Source organism: Paraburkholderia sp. A1RI_3L (genome assembly GCF_048957895.1).
In the GTDB taxonomy this organism is placed as follows: domain Bacteria; phylum Pseudomonadota; class Gammaproteobacteria; order Burkholderiales; family Burkholderiaceae; genus Paraburkholderia; species Paraburkholderia kururiensis.
This window is the reverse complement of the sequence record NZ_JARCHA010000001.1, coordinates 863,856-884,066: the sequence shown is the minus strand read 5'-3', so window position 1 is coordinate 884,066 and position 20,211 is coordinate 863,856. Positions and strand designations below refer to the sequence as shown.

The window sequence follows — 20,211 nt, the reverse complement described above, 5'->3', positions numbered from 1 at the left end:
GAGGGAATCACGCTGGCGCGGCGTCGCGCGCGAGTTCGACCGTGCGGCCGGGACGGCTTGAAGCGATTCGAAAGTTTAGCATGACGAGCAGCAGCAGCAGGATCGCCGCGCCTCCGTTATGGGCCACCGCGACGGGCAGCGGCCACTGCAACACGATGTTCGACAGTCCGGTGACAAACTGGATCACCACCACGAGCAACACGCCGTTGGCGGGCCGCACTAGCGACTCGAAACGGCGCAATTTCAACGCCAACCACACCAGATAAGCGACGACCACCAGCGCAAAGGTGCGATGCGTCCAGTGGATCGCGACGAGCGCGTCCTGGGTAATCGCCTCGCCGTCGCCGGTCATGCCAAGGGCACGCCACAGGTGAAAGCCGTGGGCGAAGTCCATGGGCGGAATCCACGCGCCATTGCAGGTCGGGAAGTCGGTGCAGGCAAGTACCGCATAATTCGTGCTCACCCAGCCGCCCAGCGCAATCTGGACGACAAGCAGCGCGAGGCCGGCCAGCGCGGCGATACGCCAGCGCGCCGCCTCCGGCTCGTGGGCGGGCAACGGTGTGATGCGCGCTGCGAGCCAGCCCAACGTGCCAAGCAACGCAAGGCCAAGCAGCAAATGCGTCGTGACGATGATGGGCTGCAGCTTCATCGTGACGGTCCATGCGCCGAATGCGCCTTGCACCACGATCAGCAACAACAGCGCCGTGGGCCACCACGGCGACACGTGCAGCGGCCTGCGGCGGATACGCGCCGCCCACGCAATCACGGTCTGGGCAATGATGAGCACGCCGATCGCCATGGCGAAATAGCGGTGGATCATCTCAATCCACGCCTTGGTCATGCTCACGGGGCCGGTGGGCATGGCTTGATGCGCCGCCGCGATGGCCGCGTGCGCGATGAACGGCGAAGAAGTGCCGTAGCAGCCGGGCCAGTCGGGACAGCCGAGGCCGGAATCGGTCAGGCGCGTGAAGCCGCCGAACATGACGAGATCCAGCGTCAGGAACGTGGTGACCCAGACGAGCTTGCGGAACCGGCTGTCGTCTGCTTTCACCCAGACCCATGAGAGCGGCAGTAGCGCGATGCACAAGCCAATCAGCCCCAGTTGCAGTACGAACATCTCTTCTCTCTTTCCATTCACACGCCAGCCGCGTGTACGCCGTTGCGGGCCATTGCACGCAAACCCGCCAGTATCAACCGATACTCGACCACTTGAGCAGTTTGGTGACGTCTCCTTTGATCTTGCTCGGGTCGGGGTCCTTCGGGAAACGCATCATCAGGTTGCCGTTCGGGTCGACCATGTAGATGTGGTCGGTCACCGTGGTGCCGGCGTCCACCGGCAACCACGCCGAGACCGCGAACGGATCGGCAATCAGCATCTCGGTGTCGTCGTACGCGCCCAGCACCGCCGCGGGCACCTGCTGCGTATCGGTGCGCAGCCACACGTTGACGATGCGCTCACGTTCGCCGGCCTGCGTCGCGCGCACCTGGCGCATGAAGTAGAGCTTCGTGACGCAGGCTTTGTCGCAGGCGCTACGGTCCACGGAAATCAGCAACCAGCGGCCGCGCAGCGAGGCGAGCTTCATGGGCTTGCCGTCTTCGCCCGTCACGACGAGCGACTCGGGAATCGGGCGCTGCGGTTCGATCAGCGTGCCGTAGCTCGACGTGCCGCCCTTCGGCTTGAAGACGTAATACGTGAGATACGACGCAATCACGGGCGCCGCGCACACGAGCGCAATCAGCAGGACGACCCAGCGGCCGCGTTCCCACGATCCGCGGCCGCCGCCCGTCGGGGCGCTTCCGGCGCCTGGGCGATTCGACTGCGGGGTGCCCGCTGTCGGCCGATCCGGTCCGCGGGAAGAAGTAGTTTGCATCGACACGACAAGAACCTCTTTCTTTCAGTCGTACGCGTCGGGGCATGGCCCGGCGGCGTGCGATAGGGATGGTGGCAGCGCGCCCTGCGCGTTAAGCCTCGGACGTTTCGGACGCGCGCGGCTTCTTCGCGGCGCGTCGCGCGGCATATAGACCGAACCCGAGCGCCGCAGCGGCCATGCCCCACCACTGGAACATGTAGCCATAGTTGCGCTCCACGCCCATCGTGGGCACGGGCCAGTCGCGCACGAGGCCGTCGTGCGTATCGTTCGTCTGCTGAATGACGAAGGGCTGCAGCGGCAGGCCGGTTTCGGTTGCATACGAAGCGACGTCGAGATTCTGGCGAATCGGCTGATGAGCCGCCGACCCGCCCTGGCCAAGCTCGAACGCACGCGACGCGTCGGCTCGCGCGATGCCTTCCACCTGCACTTCGCCCTTGGGCGTCTGGTAGGGCGCGATCGCCGTGCGATCCTGCATGTTGCGCGGCAGCCAGCCGCGGTTCACGAGCACATACCGGCCATCTGCGAGCTTGAGCGGCATGACGACGTAGAAGCCCGGCTGATCGTTATACGGCCGGTTGTCGAGATAGACCGCCCGCTCCGGCTCAAAGGTGCCCGTGGCCCGCACGCGATGGAACTCGATGTCCTTCAGCGCCACAGGCTGAGAACCAATGGTTTGAGCCGGGGCGTTCTCGAACTGAGTGATGCGCGCTTCGAGCGCCTCCTTCTGATGCGCGCGGTCGCGCTGCCAGAATCCGAGCCTCACGGTCACGGCGACCACGATCAGGATCAGCAGCGCGGGGAACCAGCGAATCTTCATCGCGGGCTGCCCTTGCCCAACCCGCGGCACGGACGCAACACCGGTCGGGGTGCGATAATTACGCTATTTCCTCTATCTCGCCGGATTTCAGCAGGTTCCATGCACATTCTCGTTCCCATCGCCTTCGCACTCATCATTGCCAGCATGATCTCGGCGCTGTATTTCATGATGCACGACCGGGGCCGCACGAAGCGGATGGTCTGGTCGCTCGCCGCGCGCGTGGGACTGTCGATCTCGCTGTTCCTGTTCATCCTGTTCGCACACTGGATGGGCTGGATCCAGTCCACCGGCATTCCTTACGGCCGCTGAAGCGCGCAATCGCGCGTTCCCTCACGCTGGAAACAAAACGCCGCCTTGACCTGCGTCGAAGGCGGCGTTGGATGGCTCGTTCGAGCTCTGGTCCGCAGCGTGTCGTTTCGCGCGTACTGGCAGGCCCGCCTTACAGCCAGTAGACGACCACGTAGAGACCCAGCCAGACCACGTCGACGAAGTGCCAGTACCACGCCGCGCCTTCGAACGCGAAGTGGTGGTCCGCCGTGAAGTGACCGCGGATCAGGCGGATCATCACCACCGCCAGCATCGTGCCGCCCAGGAACACGTGGAAGCCGTGGAAGCCGGTGAGCAGGAAAAACGTGGAGCCGTACACGCCCGACGACAGCGTGAGGTTCAGTTCGTTGTACGCGTGGAAGTATTCGAAGCCCTGCAGGAACAGGAAGCAGATACCGAGCGTGAGCGTTGCGGCAAGCCACGCAATCGCCTTCGTGCGGTGGTTGTCGCGCAGCGCGTGGTGCGAGACCGTCAGCGTCGCGCCCGACGAGAGCAGCAGCGCCGTGTTGATGGTGGGCACCGGCCACGGCGTCATCGACTTGTAGGCGGACACGAGCGAAGCCGGGCCGTTGTTCGGCCACACTGCCGAGAAGTCCGGCCAGATCAGCTTGTAGTCGAGGCTCGCCAGCTGGTGCATTGCGATTTCGCGCGCGTAGAAGAGCGCACCGAAGAACGCGCCGAAGAACATGACTTCGGAAAAGATGAACCAGCTCATGCTCCAGCGGTACGAGCTGTCGACGCGCTTGCCGTACATTCCGCCTTCGGACTCGGCAATGGCGTCGCCGAACCAGTGCCACAGCGTGAAGAGCAGCCACAGCAGGCCCGCCGCCGCCGTGATGGGCGCCCACGACTCGCCATTCACCCATGCCGCGAGCGACGAAAGCATCACGAGCAGCCCGATGGACGCGCTGATCGGATGCCGCGACGGATGCGGTACGAAATAGTACGGGCTCTCGTTTTGACCGCTCATTCTTGATTCTCCACTTCAGTCCAGTTGTTCCGGAATCTCCGGCTGTATCTTCTCCGGCGCGGCGTGGCCGCCGCATCGGCTTGCTTCCCTGCTGCGCCCACCTTCCTGCCGCTGCCCTGCTGGCCGATGCGCGATAGTCGCGTCAGCCCACCACGAGGTGCACCACCAGGATCAGCACCCCGATGAAGATCGCCGCGCCGATCACGCCCGCGATGATCAGGTGCAGCGGGTTCAGCTGCGCCGCATCGGCCTCGAGGTCGCGGCGCTTGCGCACGCCCAGGAACGACCATGCCACAGCCTTGATCACCTGGCCCAGCGAGCTCTTCTGGCCGCCGTTGTTGTCTCTGCCTTTGCCGCCGTCGGCGTTCATGGCTCCTCGCTCCCCTTGCTCTGCCATTATGTTCGTCAAGCCGGGTTGCGAACCGCACCCGCGGCCGCCGCACCGGTCTGCTGCGTTGCCGCGTCCGTTGCCGGCGCGGGCGTGTTCAGCTCGAAGAACGTGTACGACAGCGTGATGGTCTTCACATCTTTCGGCAACTTCGGGTCAACCACGAATACCACCGGCATCCGTTTCGTTTCGTTGGCCTGCAGCGTCTGCTGGGTAAAGCAGAAGCATTCGATCTTCCGGAAGTACTCCGTCGCAACCTTGGGCGCGTAGCTCGGAATGGCCTGGGCCTTCACGATGCGCGCCTGCTCGTTCGACACCTCGTACATCACCGTCGTGACTTCGCCCGGATGCACGTCGAGACTGTGCTGCTCCGGCTTGAAGCCAAGCGGGCCGCGCGCGTTCGCATCGAACTCGATCGACACCGTGCGGCTCATGTCGACCTGCGTATTCTTCGCCTCGCGCGCCGTCGCATCGCGCTGCACGAGGTTGTTGATGCCGGTGATCTGGCAGATCGCGCGATACATCGGCACGAGCGCAAAACCGAAGCCGAACATCAGGCACGCCACCACGACGAGCTTGACCAGCATCGAACGGTTGAACGAGCGATCCGCCCGGGATTTGGCCGGTGAATCTGCTTCAGGGCGCGGCTGCGTCGACATCTAACTTCCTCAACAAACCATCAGGCCGGCGTCAGCTAAACAGCCACTGCTTGATGACGGCACCCACAAAAAAGACGGCGACGATAGCAAGCAGGATCATGCCGAGTCGCAGGTTGGCTGCGCGAATCTGCTCGGGCGTACGTCTTTTTTCTGGATTCCGGGTCATGCGTGAATTTGGGAGACTTCACGCTCCCTGATCTCGTCACCTACCAGGGGCGTGAGATCAGGGAACGTTGCTGCCTTTGTTGCCGCAGTCGGGCGGGTTATTCGACTATTCGACCGTCGGCGGATTTTCGAACGTATGGAACGGTGCCGGGCTCGGGACCGTCCACTCGAGGCCCGTTGCGCCATCCCACGGCTTGTCCGCCGCCTTTTCCAGCTCACCGCCGCCGCGATACGCGGGCAGCACGACCGCAAACAGGAAGTACACCTGCGCGAGGCCGAAGCCGAATGCGCCGATCGTCGCGACCTGGTTCCAGTCCGTGAACTGCGCCGGGTAGTCCGCATAGCGGCGCGGCATGCCGGCGAGGCCCACGAAGTGCATCGGGAAGAACGTGACGTTGAAGAAGATCATCGACGCCCAGAAGTGGATCTTGCCGCGGGTCTCGTTGTACATCCAGCCGGTCCACTTCGGCGACCAGTAGTACCACCCCGCAAAGAGCGCGAAGAGCGACCCCGCTACCAGCACGTAGTGGAAGTGCGCCACCACGAAATAGGTACCGTGGTACTGGATGTCGAGCGGCGCCATGGAAAGCATCAGGCCCGTAAAGCCGCCCATCGTGAACACGAACAGGAAGCCGATCGCGAACAGCATCGGGGTTTCGAACGTGAGCGAACCGCGCCACATCGTGGCAACCCAGTTGAACACCTTCACGCCGGTCGGCACCGCGATCAGCATCGTCGCGTACATGAAGAACAGCTGGCCGGTGACCGGCATGCCCGTTGCGAACATGTGGTGCGCCCAGACCATGAACGACAGGATCGCGATGGACGCCGTTGCATAGACCATCGAGCTATAGCCGAACAGCGGCTTGCGCGAAAACGCCGGGATCACCTGCGACACGATCCCGAACGCCGGCAGAATCATGATGTACACCTCGGGGTGCCCGAAGAACCAGAAGATGTGCTGGTACATCACCGGGTCGCCGCCGCCTGCCGCGTTGAAGAACGACGTGCCGAAGTGGCGGTCGAACAGCACCATCGTGATCGCGCCCGCGAGCACCGGCATCACGGCGATCAGCAGGTAGGCGGTGATGAGCCACGTCCACGCGAACATCGGCATCTTCATGAGCGTCATGCCCGGCGCGCGCAGATTCAGGATCGTCACGATGATGTTGATGCCGCCCATGATCGACGACGCACCCATGATGTGGATCGCGAAGATGGCGAAGTCCATGCCCGGGCCCATCTGCGTGGAGAGCGGCGCGTAGAGCGTCCAGCCCGCAGCCGTTGCGCCACCCGGCGCGAAGAACGAACCCACCAGTAGCACCGCCGCCACAGGCAGCAGCCAGAAGCTGAAGTTGTTCATGCGTGCGAAGGCCATGTCCGATGCGCCGATCTGCAGCGGAATCATCCAGTTCGCGAAGCCGACGAACGCCGGCATGATCGCGCCGAACACCATGATGAGGCCGTGCATGGTGGTCAGCTGGTTGAAGAACTCCGGCCGCATGATCTGCAGGCCCGGTTCGAACAGTTCGGCACGGATCATCAGCGCCATCACGCCCCCCGAGAGGAACATGACGAACGAGAAGATCAGGTACAGCGTCCCGATGTCCTTGTGGTTGGTCGCGAAGAGCCAGCGGCGCCAGCCGTGCGGCGTCTCGTGCGCATGGTCGCCGTGCACGTGCTCGTGGCCTCCGACTACATCGTGTCCGATGCTAGACATGACAATCTCCTAAAACGAATACTGCTGCGGTCCGAGTGGCACGTCAGGCCGCCGGGCTGATTTCGACACGCCGGGCTTCTTTCGCGTTGCTGCCGCCGGTGATGGTCTCCGGCTTCTTCAAGATGATGTGGTCTTCGGCGATGCCGGCCGCCTTCAGCGCATCGCGCACGGCCTGGGCGCGCGTCTTGGCGAGTTCGGCGTTCGAATCCGCGGAGCCGCTCGCGTCGGTGTAGCCCGACAGCGTGAACTTCGCATCCGGGTGCGCCTTCGCGTAGTCGGCCGCGGCCTGGATGGCCGCCTTCGCGTCGGCCGGCAGATCGCTCTTGCCGGTTTCGAAGTAGACGCTTGCGGGCAGGCTGGCTTGCGGTGCGGCTGCGCCGTCCGACGCGGCCGATGCCGGTTGCGCGTCGCTTGCCGCCGCGCCCGTCAGATGGTCGCCGCCTTCGGGCAGCTTGCCGTTGCGCGCGTCCGCGACCTGGCGCGGTTGCAGCACGTCGCCCGTGTGGTTGCCCCACGAGTTGCGTTCATAGGTGATGACCGAAGCGATCTCGACGTCATTCAGCGTCGGCGCCCACGAGGGCATCGCGTTCTTGCCCTTCAGCACGAGGCTCACGTGCTGGGCGAGCGGACCGTTGGCGATCTTGCTGCCGTCGAGCGCCGGGAATGCGCCCGCGCCCTTGCCGGTCGGCTGGTGGCACACCGCGCAGTTCGCCGCGTAGACCTTCGCGCCGCGCTCCATGAGTTCGGCCATGGTGTAGGTCTTGTTGGGATCGTCGGCAGAGGCGGACATTTTCTTCTTCTGCACGTCGACCCACTTCGCGTAATCGTCATCCGAGAGCACCTCGACGACGACCGGCATGAACGCGTGTTCCTTGCCGCACAGTTCGGTACAGAAGCCGCGATAGGTGCCCACCTTCTCGGCCTTGAACCATGTGTCGCGCACGAATCCCGGAATCGCATCCTGCTTCACGCCGAATGCGGGCACGTACCACGAGTGCACGACGTCGTTGGCGGTGGTGATGATGCGGATCTTCTTGTTGACGGGCACGACGAGCGGATTGTCGACTTCCTGCAGGTAGGTGTCGTTAATCGGCGTCTGGCCGTTCACTTCGGCACGCGGGGTGGTCAGCGTGGACAGGAAGCTGATGCCCTCGCCCGGACCCTTGATGTAGTCGTAGCCCCACTTCCACTGGTAGCCGGTGACCTTCACGGTGAGGTCGGCGTTGGTGGTGTCTTTCATCGCGACGACGGTGCGGGTGGCGGGCAGCGCCATCAGCACGACGATGATGAACGGCACGATCGTCCAGATGATTTCGACGGTGGTGCTTTCGTGGAAATTGGCGGCCTTGTGTCCTTTCGACTTGCGATGCGCGAAGACCGAATAGAACATCACGCCGAACACGGCGATGAAGATCGCGGTACACAGGATCAACATCATCGTGTGGAGGCTGTAGAGCTCCTCTGCGATCCGTGTCACAGGCGGCTGGAGATTGATCTCGTTGACGGCGGGGCCGCCGGGACTATCACCAACTGCCAGGGCGGCGCCGGCGAACAAGAGTCCGCTACACGCCAGCACGCCCATGAGGGCTCGCTTGATTGTTTTCATAGCTTCCTTACCCAAAATTTCCATTCAAACCCTCGCCCCGCCGCAAGGCCATCGCCGCGCATCCCCTTGCCTCGCGCGGCGGCGCTTCGCAACCGGCTGCTAGCCGCAACCGGCAAGCCACCTGCGCAGTTCTTCGGCAAACTGCGCGCGCCGATATTGCGCAAGATGCACGCCGACTGCGACCGTCTGCCCCCGCGATACCAGCTTGACCGGTTCGCGCGGCGTGGCGCCTGTTTCGACTCGCACCCAGCGGGGATTGAACTCGAACTGCGTGAGCTCGTCGGCGCTGACCTGCTCGACCACCAGCCGGTGCGGATACAGCCTGATGCGTTCGTAATCGACTGCATGGCGCGCGTACACGACGAACGCGACACCGACAACCAGCAGCTCGAGACCGGTGAACGGCAATACCAGCCAGACGCCCTTCACGAGCAGCATGATGGCGATCGCCGAAGACACGAGCGCGAGCGATACATAGAAACCCACGAACTGCCGAGGCGACACCGAGCAGTTGCGCCTGATCGTCCAGTCCTTGAGAAGAACCGTCTCCGGATTCGCCAGCAGATCGCACACCTGCATCGTCGCCTCCTGCTCACGCCGCTGCCGCTAAACGGCTCTTCCATGTGAGCCTTCGGCACTCTTCAGCGTTGGGTCTGCCGCTTCAGAAGTGGGGACCCTGAGCGACAAACTGACGCATTATAGGCGCGATCCCTGGCGGCCACAAGCAAGGCGCCACGGGCCTCGGAGCCAGATGCGACAAGCCTCTGCGCCCTTTTGTCGCAGGTTCATGGCGCGCTTTGCAACACTGATTCCCGCCATAACGAACCGGCGCTTTACCGCGTTACCGGTTCCTCGTCGGCCCGCGTCCGATGTCCTCGATGCGCACGATGCCGTGCCCTTCGGGCGTGGTCCGGGGCACCGCTTTCCACGCGTGTCCGTAGATCACCTCGAAGGTGAGCGGGATCGTGCCGTCCTCGCGCCGGCGCGCTTCGAGCGCCGCGTACAGCGCCTTCATGAGGCGCCGCGAAATGCGCGACGACGCGGCATCGCGACCAAACGGGTAGGCGCCCCAGCGGCGCACGTCCTTCAAGAGCGACTCGGGCGAACGGTAGGTGATGGTCAAGGTCTCCTGGTCCATCACGGGAATCTCGAAGCCGCTTTCCACGAGCATGTCGCCCAGATCGTGCATGTCGACGAAGTCGATCACATGCGCGCGCGTGGCAATACCGTGCGCCGCGTCCACTTCAGCCCACGCGCCGCGCAGTTCCTTGAGCGTATCGGGGCCGAGCGTGCTGAACATGAGCAAGCCATTCACCTTGAGGACGCGCTGCCACTCAGGGAAAACGAGGTCGGGACGCGAATGCCAGTGCAGCGCCAGATTCGACCAGACGAAGTCGAACGCGCCCGATGCAAAAGGGAGTGCGCCGAAGTCGGCTTGCGCGAAGCGCGGGCCCCGCGTGCCCAGCGTCTTGCCGAGCACGGCCGGCAGAAACCGCCGCCAGCTCGTGTCGGCGGTCTCGTGGCGCAGGGCGCGCAGCAGCATGCCGTGCGAAAGGTCGGTGCCGAATACCGGCGCCTCGGGAAAACGCTCGCGAAGTGCCGGAAGGTCGTCGCCCGCGCCGCAGCCCGCATCCAGCACGCTGGCCGGGCTCGCCTTGATGTAGTCGAGCCGCTCGTGCATACGCTGGGCGATTTCCCGCGGAAGGAACGCGACGTCGCTGAAGGTCGCGGCGCGGCGGTCGAAGATCCGCCGCAGCAGCCGGGCGTCATAGGCCGGACGGCTGGATTTTGCGGGAGACGGGGACATGGCGGTCGTATTGGAGAAGAGCGCAAAGTATACTCGGTCGCTCCCCTCGATTCAGCGTAGCCGCCCGCGCGGCGCGGCCTTGACATGCCTGCCCCGTCTTTTGCTCCCCTCGTGCCGATCATGAAGAACCGCGTCGCCCGGTTTGCGAATCGGTTATGGACGACCGCGGACCTGGAAGCCCGGCGATGGTTGCCGCGCGTTACGCAGTTCGCATTGCCGAATCTGTGCGCGTTATGCGGCAATATGTCGCAGCAGGTGTTTTGTGCGGGCTGCGACGAGGCTTACTGGAACGAGTCGCGCCTGCGCTGCGCGGCATGCGCGATACCGCTGCCCACCGCGAGAACGGTGCGCCGGCCACGGCGGGCGGGCGCGACGCCCTACCGCTGCGCCGACTGCACGGCCTCGCCGCCGCCCTTCGAGGCGACCTTTGCCCTCGCCGACTACCGTCCACCACTCGATACGCTCGCGCGCGGCCTCAAGTTCAACGCTCGCCTTGCACTGGCCGGCGAATTCGCGCGACGGCTGGCCCGGACAGCAAGCGACGCAGTGGACGCCGCCCAGCTTCCCGACGTGATCGCCGCCGTACCGCTGTCGCGCAAACGACTTGCCACGCGTGGCTACAACCAGGCCTGGGAGATGGCAAGGCCGCTTGCCAAAGCGCTCGGTGTACGCAGCGATGCGCGGCTCGTCAATCGCGTCGTCCATACAGCGCCGCAGTCGCAACTCGACCTCGAAGCGCGCCGCCACAACTTGCGACATGCGTTTGCGCTTGCGAGTCCCGTAGCAGGGTTGCACGTCGGCATCGTCGACGACGTGATGACCTCCGGCGCAACGCTCGAAGCGCTCGCACGCATACTCAAGGACGCCGGCGCACGCCGCGTCACGAACTTCGTCGCGCTGCGCACGCCGAAAAACTAGCTGTCCGTCTTCCATTCATTCCGATATGTTCAACGTCGTTCTCGTCGAACCTGAAATCCCCCCGAATACCGGCAACGTGATCCGCCTTTGCGCGAACACAGGCGCGACACTGCATCTCATCGAACCGCTCGGCTTTCCGCTCGACGACGCGAAGATGCGTCGCGCGGGGCTCGACTATCACGAGTACGCCCAGATGCGCGTGCACGCGAACTGGGAAGCCTTCATTGCAGCAGAGTCGCCCGCCCCGTCCCGCATGTTCGCGTTCACGACGCGCGGCTCAGGGCGGTTTCACTCGCACCAGTTTCAGCCAGGCGACTGGTTCGTATTCGGAGCGGAGACGCGTGGCCTGCCCGATGCCGTGCTCGCTCATTTCCCCGCGGAGCAACGCGTGAGGCTGCCGATGCGGCCCGGCAATCGCAGCCTGAACCTCTCGAACACGGTCGCCGTGGTCGTGTTCGAAGCGTGGCGGCAAGCGGGATTCGAAGGAGGAGAGTGAAGCGCGCGTGAGCTGAGCGCGAAATGCACCCCGTCACGATTGCAGGACGTTGAACGAAAGCGGAGTCGAGCCTACTCGGCCTTGGAGTCGCGCCTGAGTAGAGCGCTCACGGCATCGCGCGGCGCGACGCCTTCGAACAGCACCGCGCAGACGGCCTGCGTAATGGGCATTTCGATGCCATGCGCCTGCGCGAGCGCAAGCACCGCCTTCGCGCAACGCACGCCTTCGGCCACGTGGCCGAGTGCGGCAAGAATGTCGTCGAGCGTGCGGCCCGAGGCCAACTGCATGCCCACCGTTCGATTGCGCGAGAGATCGCCCGTTGCGGTGAGAATCAGGTCGCCGAGTCCGGTGAGACCCGTGAACGTTTCGGCCCGGCCGCCCAGCGTCACGCCAAGCCGCGACATTTCCGCGAGACCTCGCGTAATGAGCGCCGCGCGCGCGTTGAGCCCGAGCCCAAGGCCATCGGAAATGCCTGTCGCAATCGCGAGCACGTTCTTCACTGCGCCGCCCACTTCCACGCCCACCACGTCGTCGCCCGTGTAGATGCGCATGGCGCGATGATGAAACGCTGCGACCGTACGCTCGCGGCACACCGCCGACGCGCTCGCCACCGTCAGCGCGACCGGCAAACCCTCCACCACTTCGCGCGCGAAGCTCGGTCCCGAAAGCACCCCGTTGCTCGCATGATCGGGCAATTCCTGGCCCACCACCTGATGCGGCATGAGCTGCGTATCGGACTCGAAGCCCTTGCACAGCCACACGAAATGCGCGGGCACCTTGCCGCCGTCGCGCATCGAGCGAAGCAGGCCGCGCAGCCCGGCGACAGGCGCCGCAAGCACGACGAGCGAGGCGTCGTCGCGCGCGTGGTCGAGCACCGCCGCCAGATCTGCGTCGTAACGCAGGCTCTGCGGCAAGGTCACGCCCGCCAGATAGCGGGCGTTTTCATACGTCGTGGAGAGTTCGGCAACGAGCGCGCTGTCGCGCGCCCAGAGCACCGTGTCATGCCGCGCGGCCAGATGGGCGGCAACCGCGGTGCCCCATGCGCCGGCGCCGAGAACGGCAACCTTCATACCCGGCACCGTCAAGGAAGATTAATGCGTGGCGTTGCTTTGCTGCGCGCCGCCGTCCCCTTGCGAGATCTGCGCGAGGCGCTGCTCATAGAGCGCCTGGAAGTTGATCTCGGCCAGATGGATGGGCGGGAAGCCCGCGCGCGTGATCGCGTCGGCGATGTTGGAGCGCAGGTACGGGAAGATGATCGTGGGGCATGCAATGCCGACGAGCGGATCGATCTGCTCAGCCGGAATGTTGCGGATGTCGAAAATGCCGGCCTGCTTCGCTTCGATCAGGAAGGCGACCTTGTCGTTGACCTTGGCCGTCACCGTACCGGTCACCGCGACTTCGAACACGGCGTCTGCGAGACGCGCGGCGTTCACGTCGACTTCGACTTCGACCGAGGGCATCTCCTGTTCGAGGAAGATCGCGGGCGAATTCGGCTGCTCGAGCGACAGATCCTTCAGGTAGATGCGCTGGATGTTGAAAAACGGCTGGTTGTTCTCGTCGGACATGGTAATGCGGGCTCCCTGATTAACGGATGGCGGCGGGCTTTAGCCCGCCGTGCGTGTGGTTGTGGCGCTCAAGTCGGCAAATATGGCGGGCGCATGCGCTCGACACGAGCGGCCGGGGCGGGCGCATGCGCACGAGGCGCCGTGCGCTGCCTTGCGCCCCGCTTCGGCTCAGGCCGCTTCGAGCAGCGGCGTCAGGCCGCCAGCGCGATCCAGCGCGGAAAGGTCGTCGTAACCGCCGACATGCGTTTCCCCGATGAACACCTGGGGAACCGTGCGGCGCCCGGTGCGCGTCATCATTTCCTCGCGACGGGACGGATCCTTGTCGATCAGCACCTTTTCGATATGCTCGACGCCGCGCGACTTTAAAAGACGTTCGGCCATCTGGCAATACGGACACACCTGCGTGCTGTACATGAGAACCTTGTTCACTTCGCGACTCCTTGTTTGACGACCGGCATGCCGGCCTGCTGCCAGGCGTTGATGCCGCCCTCCAGCACATGGACCTCGGCGTAACCCGCGTCGCGCACGATACGCGCCGCGTTGTTCGCCCGCTGCCCCGTCTGACAGACGAGCAGCACCGGGGTGCTCTTGTTCTTCGCGATCTGGGCGACCTTTGCCTGCAGCTCGGCAAGTTCGACATGACGCGCTGAAGGCAGATGGCCTTTGGCGAATTCGTCGGCTGCCCGCACGTCCACCACGATCGCGTTGCGCCGGTTGATCAGCTGGGTTGCCTCGGCGGCGGAGACTCCGCCGCGCCCGCCCCGCCTGATCGAAGGCCACAGGAGCAACCCTCCGGAAATGAGGACGATCGCAATGAGTACAAGGTTGATGTAATTGGAGAAGAACGTCACGAGAAAGGGAATCCGGAAACGGGCAATCCGGTCATTATAAAATAACCGTTTGACGCGAGGGCGACGCAACCTGCGCCGCTCCGGCAGGGCCTTCTACCGACACGCTTGCGGCCCCCCCGCACCGCAACTCGCGCGGCACCCATTTACCGCTTCCTTACTACCGACCGGCACACACTCCATGTACAAACTCGTTCTCATCCGCCACGGCGAATCGACGTGGAACAAGGAAAACCGCTTCACAGGCTGGGTCGACGTCGACCTCACCGAACAGGGCGCCCGCGAAGCGCAGCAGGCCGGCCTGCTTCTGAAGGAAGCCGGCTATACCTTCGACATCGCCTACACCTCCGTGTTGAAGCGCGCCATCCGCACGCTGTGGCACGTGCAGGATCAGATGGACCTGATGTACATCCCGGTGGTGCATTCGTGGCGCCTCAACGAACGCCACTACGGCGCGCTGTCCGGTCTCAACAAGGCCGAAACCGCGGCGAAGTATGGCGACGAGCAGGTGCTCGTCTGGCGCCGCAGCTACGACACGCCGCCGCCCGCGCTGGACGCATCCGACGACCGCACGTCCTACAACGACCCGCGCTACGCGAAGGTCCCGCGCGAGCAGTTGCCGCTCACCGAATGCCTGAAGGACACGGTGGCACGCGTGCTGCCCATGTGGAACGAATCGATCGCGCCGGCCGTGCGCTCGGACCGCAAGGTGCTGATCGCGGCGCACGGCAACTCGATCCGCGCGCTCGTGAAGTATCTCGACAATATTTCGGACACCGACATCGTCGGCCTCAACATTCCGAACGGCGTGCCGCTCGTGTACGAACTCGACGAGAACCTGAAGCCGATCCAGCACTATTACCTCGGCGACGCCGAAGCCATCGCGAAGGCGCAAGCCGCGGTCGCGAATCAGGGCAAGAAAGGCTGACGCAAGCCAGTTTCCGGCGGCGATCGAAGAGCATACGATCGCCGCCCACCGTTGTCTCGCTACTGCGTGGCGTCGGCCTCTGCCTTGATGTTGCACTGCACCGCCCGCGCATACCGTCCACTCCGGCGCGCCTTGAACCTGCCCGCCTGGCCCCTGTCGAAGTCCCATTGGCGTCGCGCCGCCATCTGCACAGTGCGTAGCGGTGTGCAGTTATACTTGTCCGTCGCTCTCCCCTTTGACGTTGCCACGCGCTTCTGACCGCAACAGACTCTATGCGAAAGAACCTGAAAAACATCGGCCTGATCGCCGCGGGCCTTGCCACCGGCGTTTTTGCAACCCTGCAGTTCTCCGTGTCGGCCGAGCAACCCGCGAGCGCGCCGTTGCCGCTCGACCAGCTGCGGCTCTTCGCCGAAGTCTTCGGGCAAATCAAGCATGAATACGTCGAGCCGGTCGACGACAAGAAGCTGCTCACCGCCGCCATCAAGGGCATGGTGTCGAGCCTCGACCCGCACTCGTCGTATCTGGACAAGACGGACTACGCCGAACTCCAGGAGCAGACCAAGGGTCGCTTCGCCGGTCTCGGCATCGAAATTTCGCAGGAAGACGGTCTCATCAAGGTGATCTCGCCCATCGAAGACACGCCCGCGTTTCGCGCCGGCATTCGTCCGGGCGACCTGATCACGCGCATCAACGACAAGCCGGTGCGCGGCATGACACTCGACAACGCTGTCAAGCAAATGCGCGGCGAGCCGGGCACAAAGGTCACGCTCACCATCTTCCGCAAGACCGACGACCGCACCTTCCCGCTCACCGTTACGCGCGCGATCATCAAGGTCCAGAGCGTGAAGATGAAGATTCTGGCGCCGGGCTACGCGTACATCCGCATCACGAGCTTCCAGGAACGCACCACGCCCGATCTCGCGGCGCGGCTGCAGGACATCGCGCGTCAGCAACCGAATCTGAAGGGCCTCATCCTCGACCTGCGCAACAACGGCGGCGGCCTGCTGCAGAGCGCGGTAGGCGTGGCGGGCGCGTTCCTGCCGCCGGATTCGGTGGTGGTCTCCACCAACGGCCAGATTCCGGATTCCAAGCAGATCTACCGCGACACCTACGACAACTATCGGCTGCCGTCCTTCGACGGCGACCCGCTCAAGAATCTGCCGCCCATCTTCAAGACGGTACCGATGATCGTGCTGACCAACGCGTACTCCGCGTCGGCGTCCGAAATCGTGGCGGGCGCGCTGCAAGATCAGCATCGTGCGCTGCTTGTCGGCAAGACCACGTTCGGCAAGGGCTCGGTGCAGACGGTGCGTCCTATGACGGCCGACACGGCCCTGCGCCTGACCACCGCGTACTACTACACGCCGAGCGGCCGCTCGATCCAGAACAAGGGCATTCGTCCTGACATCCCGGTCGATCAGTACGCCGACGGCGATCCGGACGACGCACTCGTCACGCGTGAAGTCGATTACTCGAACCACCTCGCGAACACGCAGGACCCGAACGAGAAGAAGGAACAGGAGCAGCGCGAGCAGATGCGCATGGACGAACTGCGCATGCTCGAAGAACAGAACGACAAGAAGACGCCGGAACAACGCGAGAAGGATCGCGAGCGCAAGCCGGTCGAGTTCGGTTCCGCTGACGACTTCATGCTCCAGCAGGCTTTGAACAAGCTGGAAGGCAAGCCGGTTGTCGAATCGAAGTCGCCGATGGAGCGGCGCCTCGCGCAGAACAAGCCGCCGCAGTCCGCTTCGGCGCCTGTTTCGGTCAAGCCTGCGCTGCCGGTCACGCCGGGCGCCTCCGCCGCGCCGGGCGCGTCGGCGCCGGGTGCGGCCTCCGCACCGGCCGCTAAGTAAGGCCGCAGCCCGAAGTAAGGTCGCAAGCCGCTTCAATCAGTCGCTTTCTAACTGAGCCTTCGCAGCACGCGCTGCGAAGGCTCAGTTGTTTGCGCGGCTAGAATAGCGACAACACACGGACCGTCCGCCCGACCGGCATCCTCCGCACCCACGCGACGCCTCAACCCGCGCCTGCCATGAACGACGATCAGCTCCTTCGCTATTCCCGCCATATCCTCGTCGACGAACTCGGTATCGAAGCGCAGCAGCGCTTTCTGGACGCGCACGCCATTGTGGTGGGCGCCGGCGGTCTGGGTTCGCCCGCTGCCATGTACCTCGCGGCATCCGGCGTCGGCCGCCTTACGCTCGTGGACGACGACACCGTCGACCTCACCAATCTCCAGCGGCAGATTCTCCACGCCACCACATCGATTGGCCGCAAGAAGGTGGAGTCGGGGCGCGAGACGCTCGCGCGCATCAATCCGGATGTGAAGGTGGACATGGTCGCGGCACGCGTGGACGCGGCATGGCTCGATGCCACCGTGCCGACCGCCACCGTCGTGCTCGACTGCACCGACAACTTCGCCACGCGTCACGCGATCAACCGCGCGTGCGTCGCCCACGGCGTGCCGCTCGTCTCCGGCGCGGCGTTGCGCTTCGACGGCCAGATCAGTACGTTCGATTTCCGCGATCCGGCTTCGCCCTGCTACGCCTGCGTGTTTCCGGAAGACCAGCCGTTCGAGGAAGTCGCGTGTTCGACGATGGGCGTGTTCGCACCCACCGTCGGCATCATCGGCACCATGCAGGCAGCCGAAGCGCTGCGCGTGATCGCGAAGATCGGCACGCCGCTCGTCGGGCGGCTCATGATGCTCGACTCGCTGCACATGGAATGGAACACGATGCGCATTGCGCGCCAGCCGGATTGCCCGGTATGCGGCAAAGCGCATCGCGAGTGAGGCGCAGCCGGCGTGCACGTGCCGGCCGCATGAGTAGCCCTTCGATCAGGCTTGCGCCACGCGCTTGAGCGCGGCCTGCACTTCTTCCGGCTCGAACGCGGCGAGCACGTCGGCCACCGGCTTTTCGAGCGTCTTCAGGTGCGAGCGCAGAATTTCCTGCTTCACGACCAACAGCTGACTCGGATGCATCGAGAACTCGGTGAGCCCCATGCCCAGCAACAGACGCGTCAACGCCGGGTCCCCGGCCATCTCTCCGCACACCGAAACGGGTACGCCTGCCCGCTTCGCCTCGCGCAGCGTGAACGCGATCAGATGCAATACCGCGGGATGCAGCGGATCGTAGAGATGCGCGACAGAGTTGTCCGCGCGGTCGATGGCCAGCGTGTACTGAATCAGGTCGTTGGTGCCGATCGAGAGGAAATCGAGGCGCTTCAGGAACAGCGGCAACGCGATCGCGGCCGCGGGAATCTCGATCATCGCGCCCACGCGCACGTTCGGATCGTAGGCGAGGCCGGCATCGTCGAGTTGGCGCTTCGCTTCGCGGATCAGGTCGAGCGTCTGGTCGATCTCCTGCGCGTGCGCGAGCATCGGAATCAGAATTTTCACCGAGCCGAATGCCGACGCACGCAGAATCGCGCGCAACTGCGTCAGGAACATTTGCGGCTCGGAGAGGCTCCAGCGAATGGCGCGCAATCCCAGCGCAGGATTCGGCGCGGTTTCGTAGCTTTCGGCCGCCGCGTCGAGCGGTTTGTCGGCGCCCACGTCGATGGTGCGAATCGTCACCGGCAAGCCGTTCATGAGTTCGACCGCGTGGCGGTACGCCGCGAACTGCTCTTCTTCCTCGGGCAGTTGTTCCTTGTGATTCATGAACAGGAACTCGGTGCGAAAGAGCCCCACGCCCGTTGCGCCGGCTTCGAGCGCCGCACGCGCGTCTTCGGGCAATTCGATGTTCGCGCACAGCTCGATCTTCGTGCCGCACAGCGTTTGCGTGGGCGAAAACTTGAGCCGCTGCAGCTTCTTGCGCTCGAGCGCCTTTTCGCTCTGCCGGTACGTGTACTCCTCCAGCACGATGGGCGCCGGGTCGACGATCACGATGCCGTGATCGCCGTCCACGATGATGAGGTCATCCTGGCGGATCAACGTGCTCGCCTGCTGCACGCCCACCGCAGCGGGAATGCCAAGGCTGCGTGCCACGATTGCCGTATGCGAGGTGCGTCCGCCCAGGTCGGTGACGAAGCCCTGGAAAGTTTGCGTCTTGAACTGCAACATGTCCGCAGGCGCGATGTCGTGCGCCACGACGATCATCTCGTCGCAGCTGCCGTGCACGCCATCCAGCGCCGACTGTGAACCACCGGCCAGCGCCTTCAAGACGCGCTCCACGACCTGCTCGATGTCGGCCTTGCGCTCGCGCAGGTACTCGTCTTCGATGTCGTCGAAATGGCGCGACAGACGTTCCAACTGCTCAGTCAGCGCCCACTCCACGTTGTAGCGACGCGTGCGGATGAGGTCGATGGTCTCCTGCACGAGCATCGCGTCGTTCAGGATCATCGTGTGAACGTTGAGGAAGGCGCCCATTTCGCTGGGCGCGTCCGCAGCCAGGTCGGCGCGCAGCGCCTCCAGTTCCTCGTGGACTGTGCCCTGCGCCGTACGAAAGCGCTCGACCTCCCCTTCGATCTGGGAAGGCTCGATCAGATAGTGGTCGACGTCGAGTGCAGCCGGGGCGATGAGATAGGCCCGCCCGATGGCGATACCGCGTGACACGGGAATTCCATGCAGCGTGAACGACACGCGCACCTCCTCTAGTTGTGTGATGCCGCGGCAAACCGCTGCAATGCCTCGGACCCCGATAGTGATTATAAATTCCGTAACGCGTATCGATGGTGTGCGGCGCAGCATGGTCGCCACCCGCCGCGATGCCGTACGCAAGCCGCTTTCGGCATGCCAAACAAAAAACGCCGCGGCAAGCCGCGGCGTTTTCACGCATCGGGATTGCGTCGCGCGCTTACTGGCCTTCGCCGAATTTATCGGCGATCAGTTTCAGCAGTGCGTCCATCGCGTCCTGCTCGTCCGGACCTTCGGTTTCGATCAGCACCTGGCTGCCAATGCCCGCCGCCAGCATCATCACCCCCATGATGCTCTTCGCGTTGATGCGCCGGCCGTTGCGACTCATCCAGATCTCCGCCTGGAAGTTGCCGGCAAGTTGCGTCAGTTTGGCCGAAGCGCGAGCATGCAGGCCGAGCTTGTTCACGATGGTGGTTTCTTGTTGCAGCATGGGTGGGTCCGAAACGCTGGTTGGTAGGACAGACAGGTAGTGAAGTCAGGCGCTCGTCTATGC

23 protein-coding genes are annotated in these 20,211 nt (G+C 64.2%); 6 read left to right on the top strand and 17 right to left on the bottom strand.

All coding sequences use genetic code 11. The features are described 5' to 3' along the window. Positions 1-7: 7 nt before the first annotated feature. From PXJ20_RS04170 to PXJ20_RS04160, 3 genes are all read right to left on the bottom strand, one after another. The gene (locus PXJ20_RS04170) at positions 8-1,117 is read right to left on the bottom strand and encodes a COX15/CtaA family protein (RefSeq protein WP_126877687.1); all 1,110 of its coding nucleotides are present in this window, start codon (positions 1,115-1,117) and stop codon (positions 8-10) included. Between the two features lie 73 nt (positions 1,118-1,190). Next, positions 1,191-1,871 (bottom strand): SCO family protein, encoded by a 681-nt coding sequence (locus tag PXJ20_RS04165; protein WP_421030972.1) that lies wholly within the window; start codon positions 1,869-1,871, stop codon positions 1,191-1,193. Between the two features lie 91 nt (positions 1,872-1,962). Continuing rightward, positions 1,963-2,688 (bottom strand): SURF1 family protein, encoded by a 726-nt coding sequence (locus tag PXJ20_RS04160; RefSeq protein ID WP_421030230.1) that lies wholly within the window; start codon positions 2,686-2,688, stop codon positions 1,963-1,965. A gap of 99 nt (positions 2,689-2,787) precedes the next feature. Here PXJ20_RS04160 and PXJ20_RS04155 point away from each other — a divergent pair, with 99 nt between their 5' ends. Next, complete coding sequence (locus PXJ20_RS04155; protein WP_017772605.1) at positions 2,788-2,997, top strand: twin transmembrane helix small protein; 210 nt, start codon at positions 2,788-2,790, stop codon at positions 2,995-2,997. A gap of 130 nt (positions 2,998-3,127) precedes the next feature. Here the strand turns inward: PXJ20_RS04155 and PXJ20_RS04150 are convergent, their stop codons facing one another. From PXJ20_RS04150 to PXJ20_RS04115, 8 genes are all read right to left on the bottom strand, one after another. Further along, positions 3,128-3,985: a cytochrome c oxidase subunit 3 gene (locus PXJ20_RS04150; protein ID WP_017772604.1), complete on the bottom strand. Its 858-nt coding sequence runs from the start codon at positions 3,983-3,985 to the stop codon at positions 3,128-3,130. Positions 3,986-4,127: 142 nt separating this feature from the next. Continuing rightward, positions 4,128-4,355 carry a DUF2970 domain-containing protein gene (locus PXJ20_RS04145; protein ID WP_126877689.1) on the bottom strand — a complete coding sequence of 76 codons (228 nt, stop codon included), beginning with the start codon at positions 4,353-4,355 and terminating at the stop codon, positions 4,128-4,130. Positions 4,356-4,390: 35 nt separating this feature from the next. Further along, the gene (locus PXJ20_RS04140) at positions 4,391-5,032 is read right to left on the bottom strand and encodes a cytochrome c oxidase assembly protein (protein ID WP_421030229.1); all 642 of its coding nucleotides are present in this window, start codon (positions 5,030-5,032) and stop codon (positions 4,391-4,393) included. A 31-nt stretch (positions 5,033-5,063) separates the two neighbouring features. Beyond that, complete coding sequence (locus PXJ20_RS04135; RefSeq protein ID WP_017772601.1) at positions 5,064-5,198, bottom strand: cytochrome oxidase small assembly protein; 135 nt, start codon at positions 5,196-5,198, stop codon at positions 5,064-5,066. A 105-nt stretch (positions 5,199-5,303) separates the two neighbouring features. After that, complete coding sequence (gene ctaD / locus PXJ20_RS04130; RefSeq protein ID WP_026121002.1) at positions 5,304-6,917, bottom strand: cytochrome c oxidase subunit I; 1,614 nt, start codon at positions 6,915-6,917, stop codon at positions 5,304-5,306. A gap of 43 nt (positions 6,918-6,960) precedes the next feature. Then, positions 6,961-8,547: a cytochrome c oxidase subunit II gene (gene coxB / locus PXJ20_RS04125; protein WP_126877691.1), complete on the bottom strand. Its 1,587-nt coding sequence runs from the start codon at positions 8,545-8,547 to the stop codon at positions 6,961-6,963. 75 nt (positions 8,548-8,622) lie between these two features. Beyond that, on the bottom strand, positions 8,623-9,102 hold the full coding sequence (locus PXJ20_RS04120) for a DUF2244 domain-containing protein (protein ID WP_421030228.1): 480 nt from the start codon (positions 9,100-9,102) through the stop codon (positions 8,623-8,625). 262 nt (positions 9,103-9,364) lie between these two features. Then, a complete protein-coding gene (locus tag PXJ20_RS04115) occupies positions 9,365-10,330 on the bottom strand; it encodes a methyltransferase domain-containing protein (protein WP_421030227.1) in 966 nt (321 codons plus the stop codon). A 243-nt stretch (positions 10,331-10,573) separates the two neighbouring features. Here PXJ20_RS04115 and PXJ20_RS04110 point away from each other — a divergent pair, with 243 nt between their 5' ends. Both PXJ20_RS04110 and trmL read left to right on the top strand, forming a co-directional pair. Continuing rightward, a complete protein-coding gene (locus PXJ20_RS04110) occupies positions 10,574-11,248 on the top strand; it encodes a ComF family protein (RefSeq protein ID WP_421030971.1) in 675 nt (224 codons plus the stop codon). Between the two features lie 25 nt (positions 11,249-11,273). Then, positions 11,274-11,744 (top strand): tRNA (uridine(34)/cytosine(34)/5-carboxymethylaminomethyluridine(34)-2'-O)-methyltransferase TrmL, encoded by a 471-nt coding sequence (trmL, locus tag PXJ20_RS04105; RefSeq protein ID WP_421030226.1) that lies wholly within the window; start codon positions 11,274-11,276, stop codon positions 11,742-11,744. A gap of 71 nt (positions 11,745-11,815) precedes the next feature. Here trmL and PXJ20_RS04100 read toward each other — a convergent pair whose 3' ends face one another. From PXJ20_RS04100 to PXJ20_RS04085, 4 genes are all read right to left on the bottom strand, one after another. After that, complete coding sequence (locus PXJ20_RS04100; RefSeq protein ID WP_421030225.1) at positions 11,816-12,814, bottom strand: NAD(P)H-dependent glycerol-3-phosphate dehydrogenase; 999 nt, start codon at positions 12,812-12,814, stop codon at positions 11,816-11,818. 21 nt (positions 12,815-12,835) lie between these two features. After that, on the bottom strand, positions 12,836-13,309 hold the full coding sequence (secB, locus tag PXJ20_RS04095) for a protein-export chaperone SecB (protein ID WP_017772593.1): 474 nt from the start codon (positions 13,307-13,309) through the stop codon (positions 12,836-12,838). Positions 13,310-13,477: 168 nt separating this feature from the next. After that, positions 13,478-13,738: a glutaredoxin 3 gene (gene grxC / locus PXJ20_RS04090; RefSeq protein WP_017772592.1), complete on the bottom strand. Its 261-nt coding sequence runs from the start codon at positions 13,736-13,738 to the stop codon at positions 13,478-13,480. Continuing rightward, positions 13,735-14,160 (bottom strand): rhodanese-like domain-containing protein, encoded by a 426-nt coding sequence (locus PXJ20_RS04085; protein WP_126877720.1) that lies wholly within the window; start codon positions 14,158-14,160, stop codon positions 13,735-13,737. The genes grxC and PXJ20_RS04085 overlap by 4 nt, the downstream gene beginning before the upstream one ends. A gap of 178 nt (positions 14,161-14,338) precedes the next feature. On the opposite strand from PXJ20_RS04085, the gene gpmA reads away from it, so the two are divergent. The 3 genes from gpmA (at position 14,339) to PXJ20_RS04070 (ending at position 17,876) form a co-directional block, all read left to right on the top strand. After that, positions 14,339-15,085, top strand: a complete 747-nt coding sequence (gpmA, locus tag PXJ20_RS04080; protein WP_017772590.1) for a 2,3-diphosphoglycerate-dependent phosphoglycerate mutase — start codon at positions 14,339-14,341, stop codon at positions 15,083-15,085. A gap of 272 nt (positions 15,086-15,357) precedes the next feature. Then, entirely contained in the window at positions 15,358-16,941 is a 1,584-nt protein-coding gene (locus PXJ20_RS04075; protein ID WP_421030224.1) for a S41 family peptidase, read from the top strand. Positions 16,942-17,117: 176 nt separating this feature from the next. Then, on the top strand, positions 17,118-17,876 hold the full coding sequence (locus PXJ20_RS04070) for a HesA/MoeB/ThiF family protein (protein ID WP_017772588.1): 759 nt from the start codon (positions 17,118-17,120) through the stop codon (positions 17,874-17,876). Positions 17,877-17,921: 45 nt separating this feature from the next. On the opposite strand, the gene ptsP is transcribed toward PXJ20_RS04070, so the two are convergent. Both ptsP and PXJ20_RS04060 read right to left on the bottom strand, forming a co-directional pair. Next, positions 17,922-19,664, bottom strand: a complete 1,743-nt coding sequence (gene ptsP / locus PXJ20_RS04065) for a phosphoenolpyruvate--protein phosphotransferase (protein ID WP_017772587.1) — start codon at positions 19,662-19,664, stop codon at positions 17,922-17,924. A 214-nt stretch (positions 19,665-19,878) separates the two neighbouring features. Further along, on the bottom strand, positions 19,879-20,148 hold the full coding sequence (locus PXJ20_RS04060) for an HPr family phosphocarrier protein (RefSeq protein WP_017772586.1): 270 nt from the start codon (positions 20,146-20,148) through the stop codon (positions 19,879-19,881). Positions 20,149-20,211 lie beyond the last annotated feature (63 nt).

Excerpts from the sequence above, each read along its gene's own strand:
- PXJ20_RS04170 (WP_126877687.1), bottom strand. The coding sequence starts at position 1,117 with ATGTTCGTACTGCAACTGGGGCTGATTGGCTTGTGCATCGCGCTACTG.
- PXJ20_RS04165 (WP_421030972.1), bottom strand. The coding sequence starts at position 1,871 with ATGCAAACTACTTCTTCCCGCGGACCGGATCGGCCGACAGCGGGCACC.
- PXJ20_RS04160 (WP_421030230.1), bottom strand. The coding sequence starts at position 2,688 with ATGAAGATTCGCTGGTTCCCCGCGCTGCTGATCCTGATCGTGGTCGCC.
- PXJ20_RS04155 (WP_017772605.1), top strand. The coding sequence starts at position 2,788 with ATGCACATTCTCGTTCCCATCGCCTTCGCACTCATCATTGCCAGCATG.
- PXJ20_RS04150 (WP_017772604.1), bottom strand. The coding sequence starts at position 3,985 with ATGAGCGGTCAAAACGAGAGCCCGTACTATTTCGTACCGCATCCGTCG.
- PXJ20_RS04145 (WP_126877689.1), bottom strand. The coding sequence starts at position 4,355 with ATGAACGCCGACGGCGGCAAAGGCAGAGACAACAACGGCGGCCAGAAG.
- PXJ20_RS04140 (WP_421030229.1), bottom strand. The coding sequence starts at position 5,032 with ATGTCGACGCAGCCGCGCCCTGAAGCAGATTCACCGGCCAAATCCCGG.
- PXJ20_RS04135 (WP_017772601.1), bottom strand. The coding sequence starts at position 5,198 with ATGACCCGGAATCCAGAAAAAAGACGTACGCCCGAGCAGATTCGCGCA.
- ctaD (WP_026121002.1), bottom strand. The coding sequence starts at position 6,917 with ATGTCTAGCATCGGACACGATGTAGTCGGAGGCCACGAGCACGTGCAC.
- coxB (WP_126877691.1), bottom strand. The coding sequence starts at position 8,547 with ATGGAAATTTTGGGTAAGGAAGCTATGAAAACAATCAAGCGAGCCCTC.
- PXJ20_RS04120 (WP_421030228.1), bottom strand. The coding sequence starts at position 9,102 with ATGCAGGTGTGCGATCTGCTGGCGAATCCGGAGACGGTTCTTCTCAAG.
- PXJ20_RS04115 (WP_421030227.1), bottom strand. The coding sequence starts at position 10,330 with ATGTCCCCGTCTCCCGCAAAATCCAGCCGTCCGGCCTATGACGCCCGG.
- PXJ20_RS04110 (WP_421030971.1), top strand. The coding sequence starts at position 10,574 with ATGTCGCAGCAGGTGTTTTGTGCGGGCTGCGACGAGGCTTACTGGAAC.
- trmL (WP_421030226.1), top strand. The coding sequence starts at position 11,274 with ATGTTCAACGTCGTTCTCGTCGAACCTGAAATCCCCCCGAATACCGGC.
- PXJ20_RS04100 (WP_421030225.1), bottom strand. The coding sequence starts at position 12,814 with ATGAAGGTTGCCGTTCTCGGCGCCGGCGCATGGGGCACCGCGGTTGCC.
- secB (WP_017772593.1), bottom strand. The coding sequence starts at position 13,309 with ATGTCCGACGAGAACAACCAGCCGTTTTTCAACATCCAGCGCATCTAC.
- gpmA (WP_017772590.1), top strand. The coding sequence starts at position 14,339 with ATGTACAAACTCGTTCTCATCCGCCACGGCGAATCGACGTGGAACAAG.
- PXJ20_RS04075 (WP_421030224.1), top strand. The coding sequence starts at position 15,358 with ATGCGAAAGAACCTGAAAAACATCGGCCTGATCGCCGCGGGCCTTGCC.
- PXJ20_RS04070 (WP_017772588.1), top strand. The coding sequence starts at position 17,118 with ATGAACGACGATCAGCTCCTTCGCTATTCCCGCCATATCCTCGTCGAC.
- PXJ20_RS04060 (WP_017772586.1), bottom strand. The coding sequence starts at position 20,148 with ATGCTGCAACAAGAAACCACCATCGTGAACAAGCTCGGCCTGCATGCT.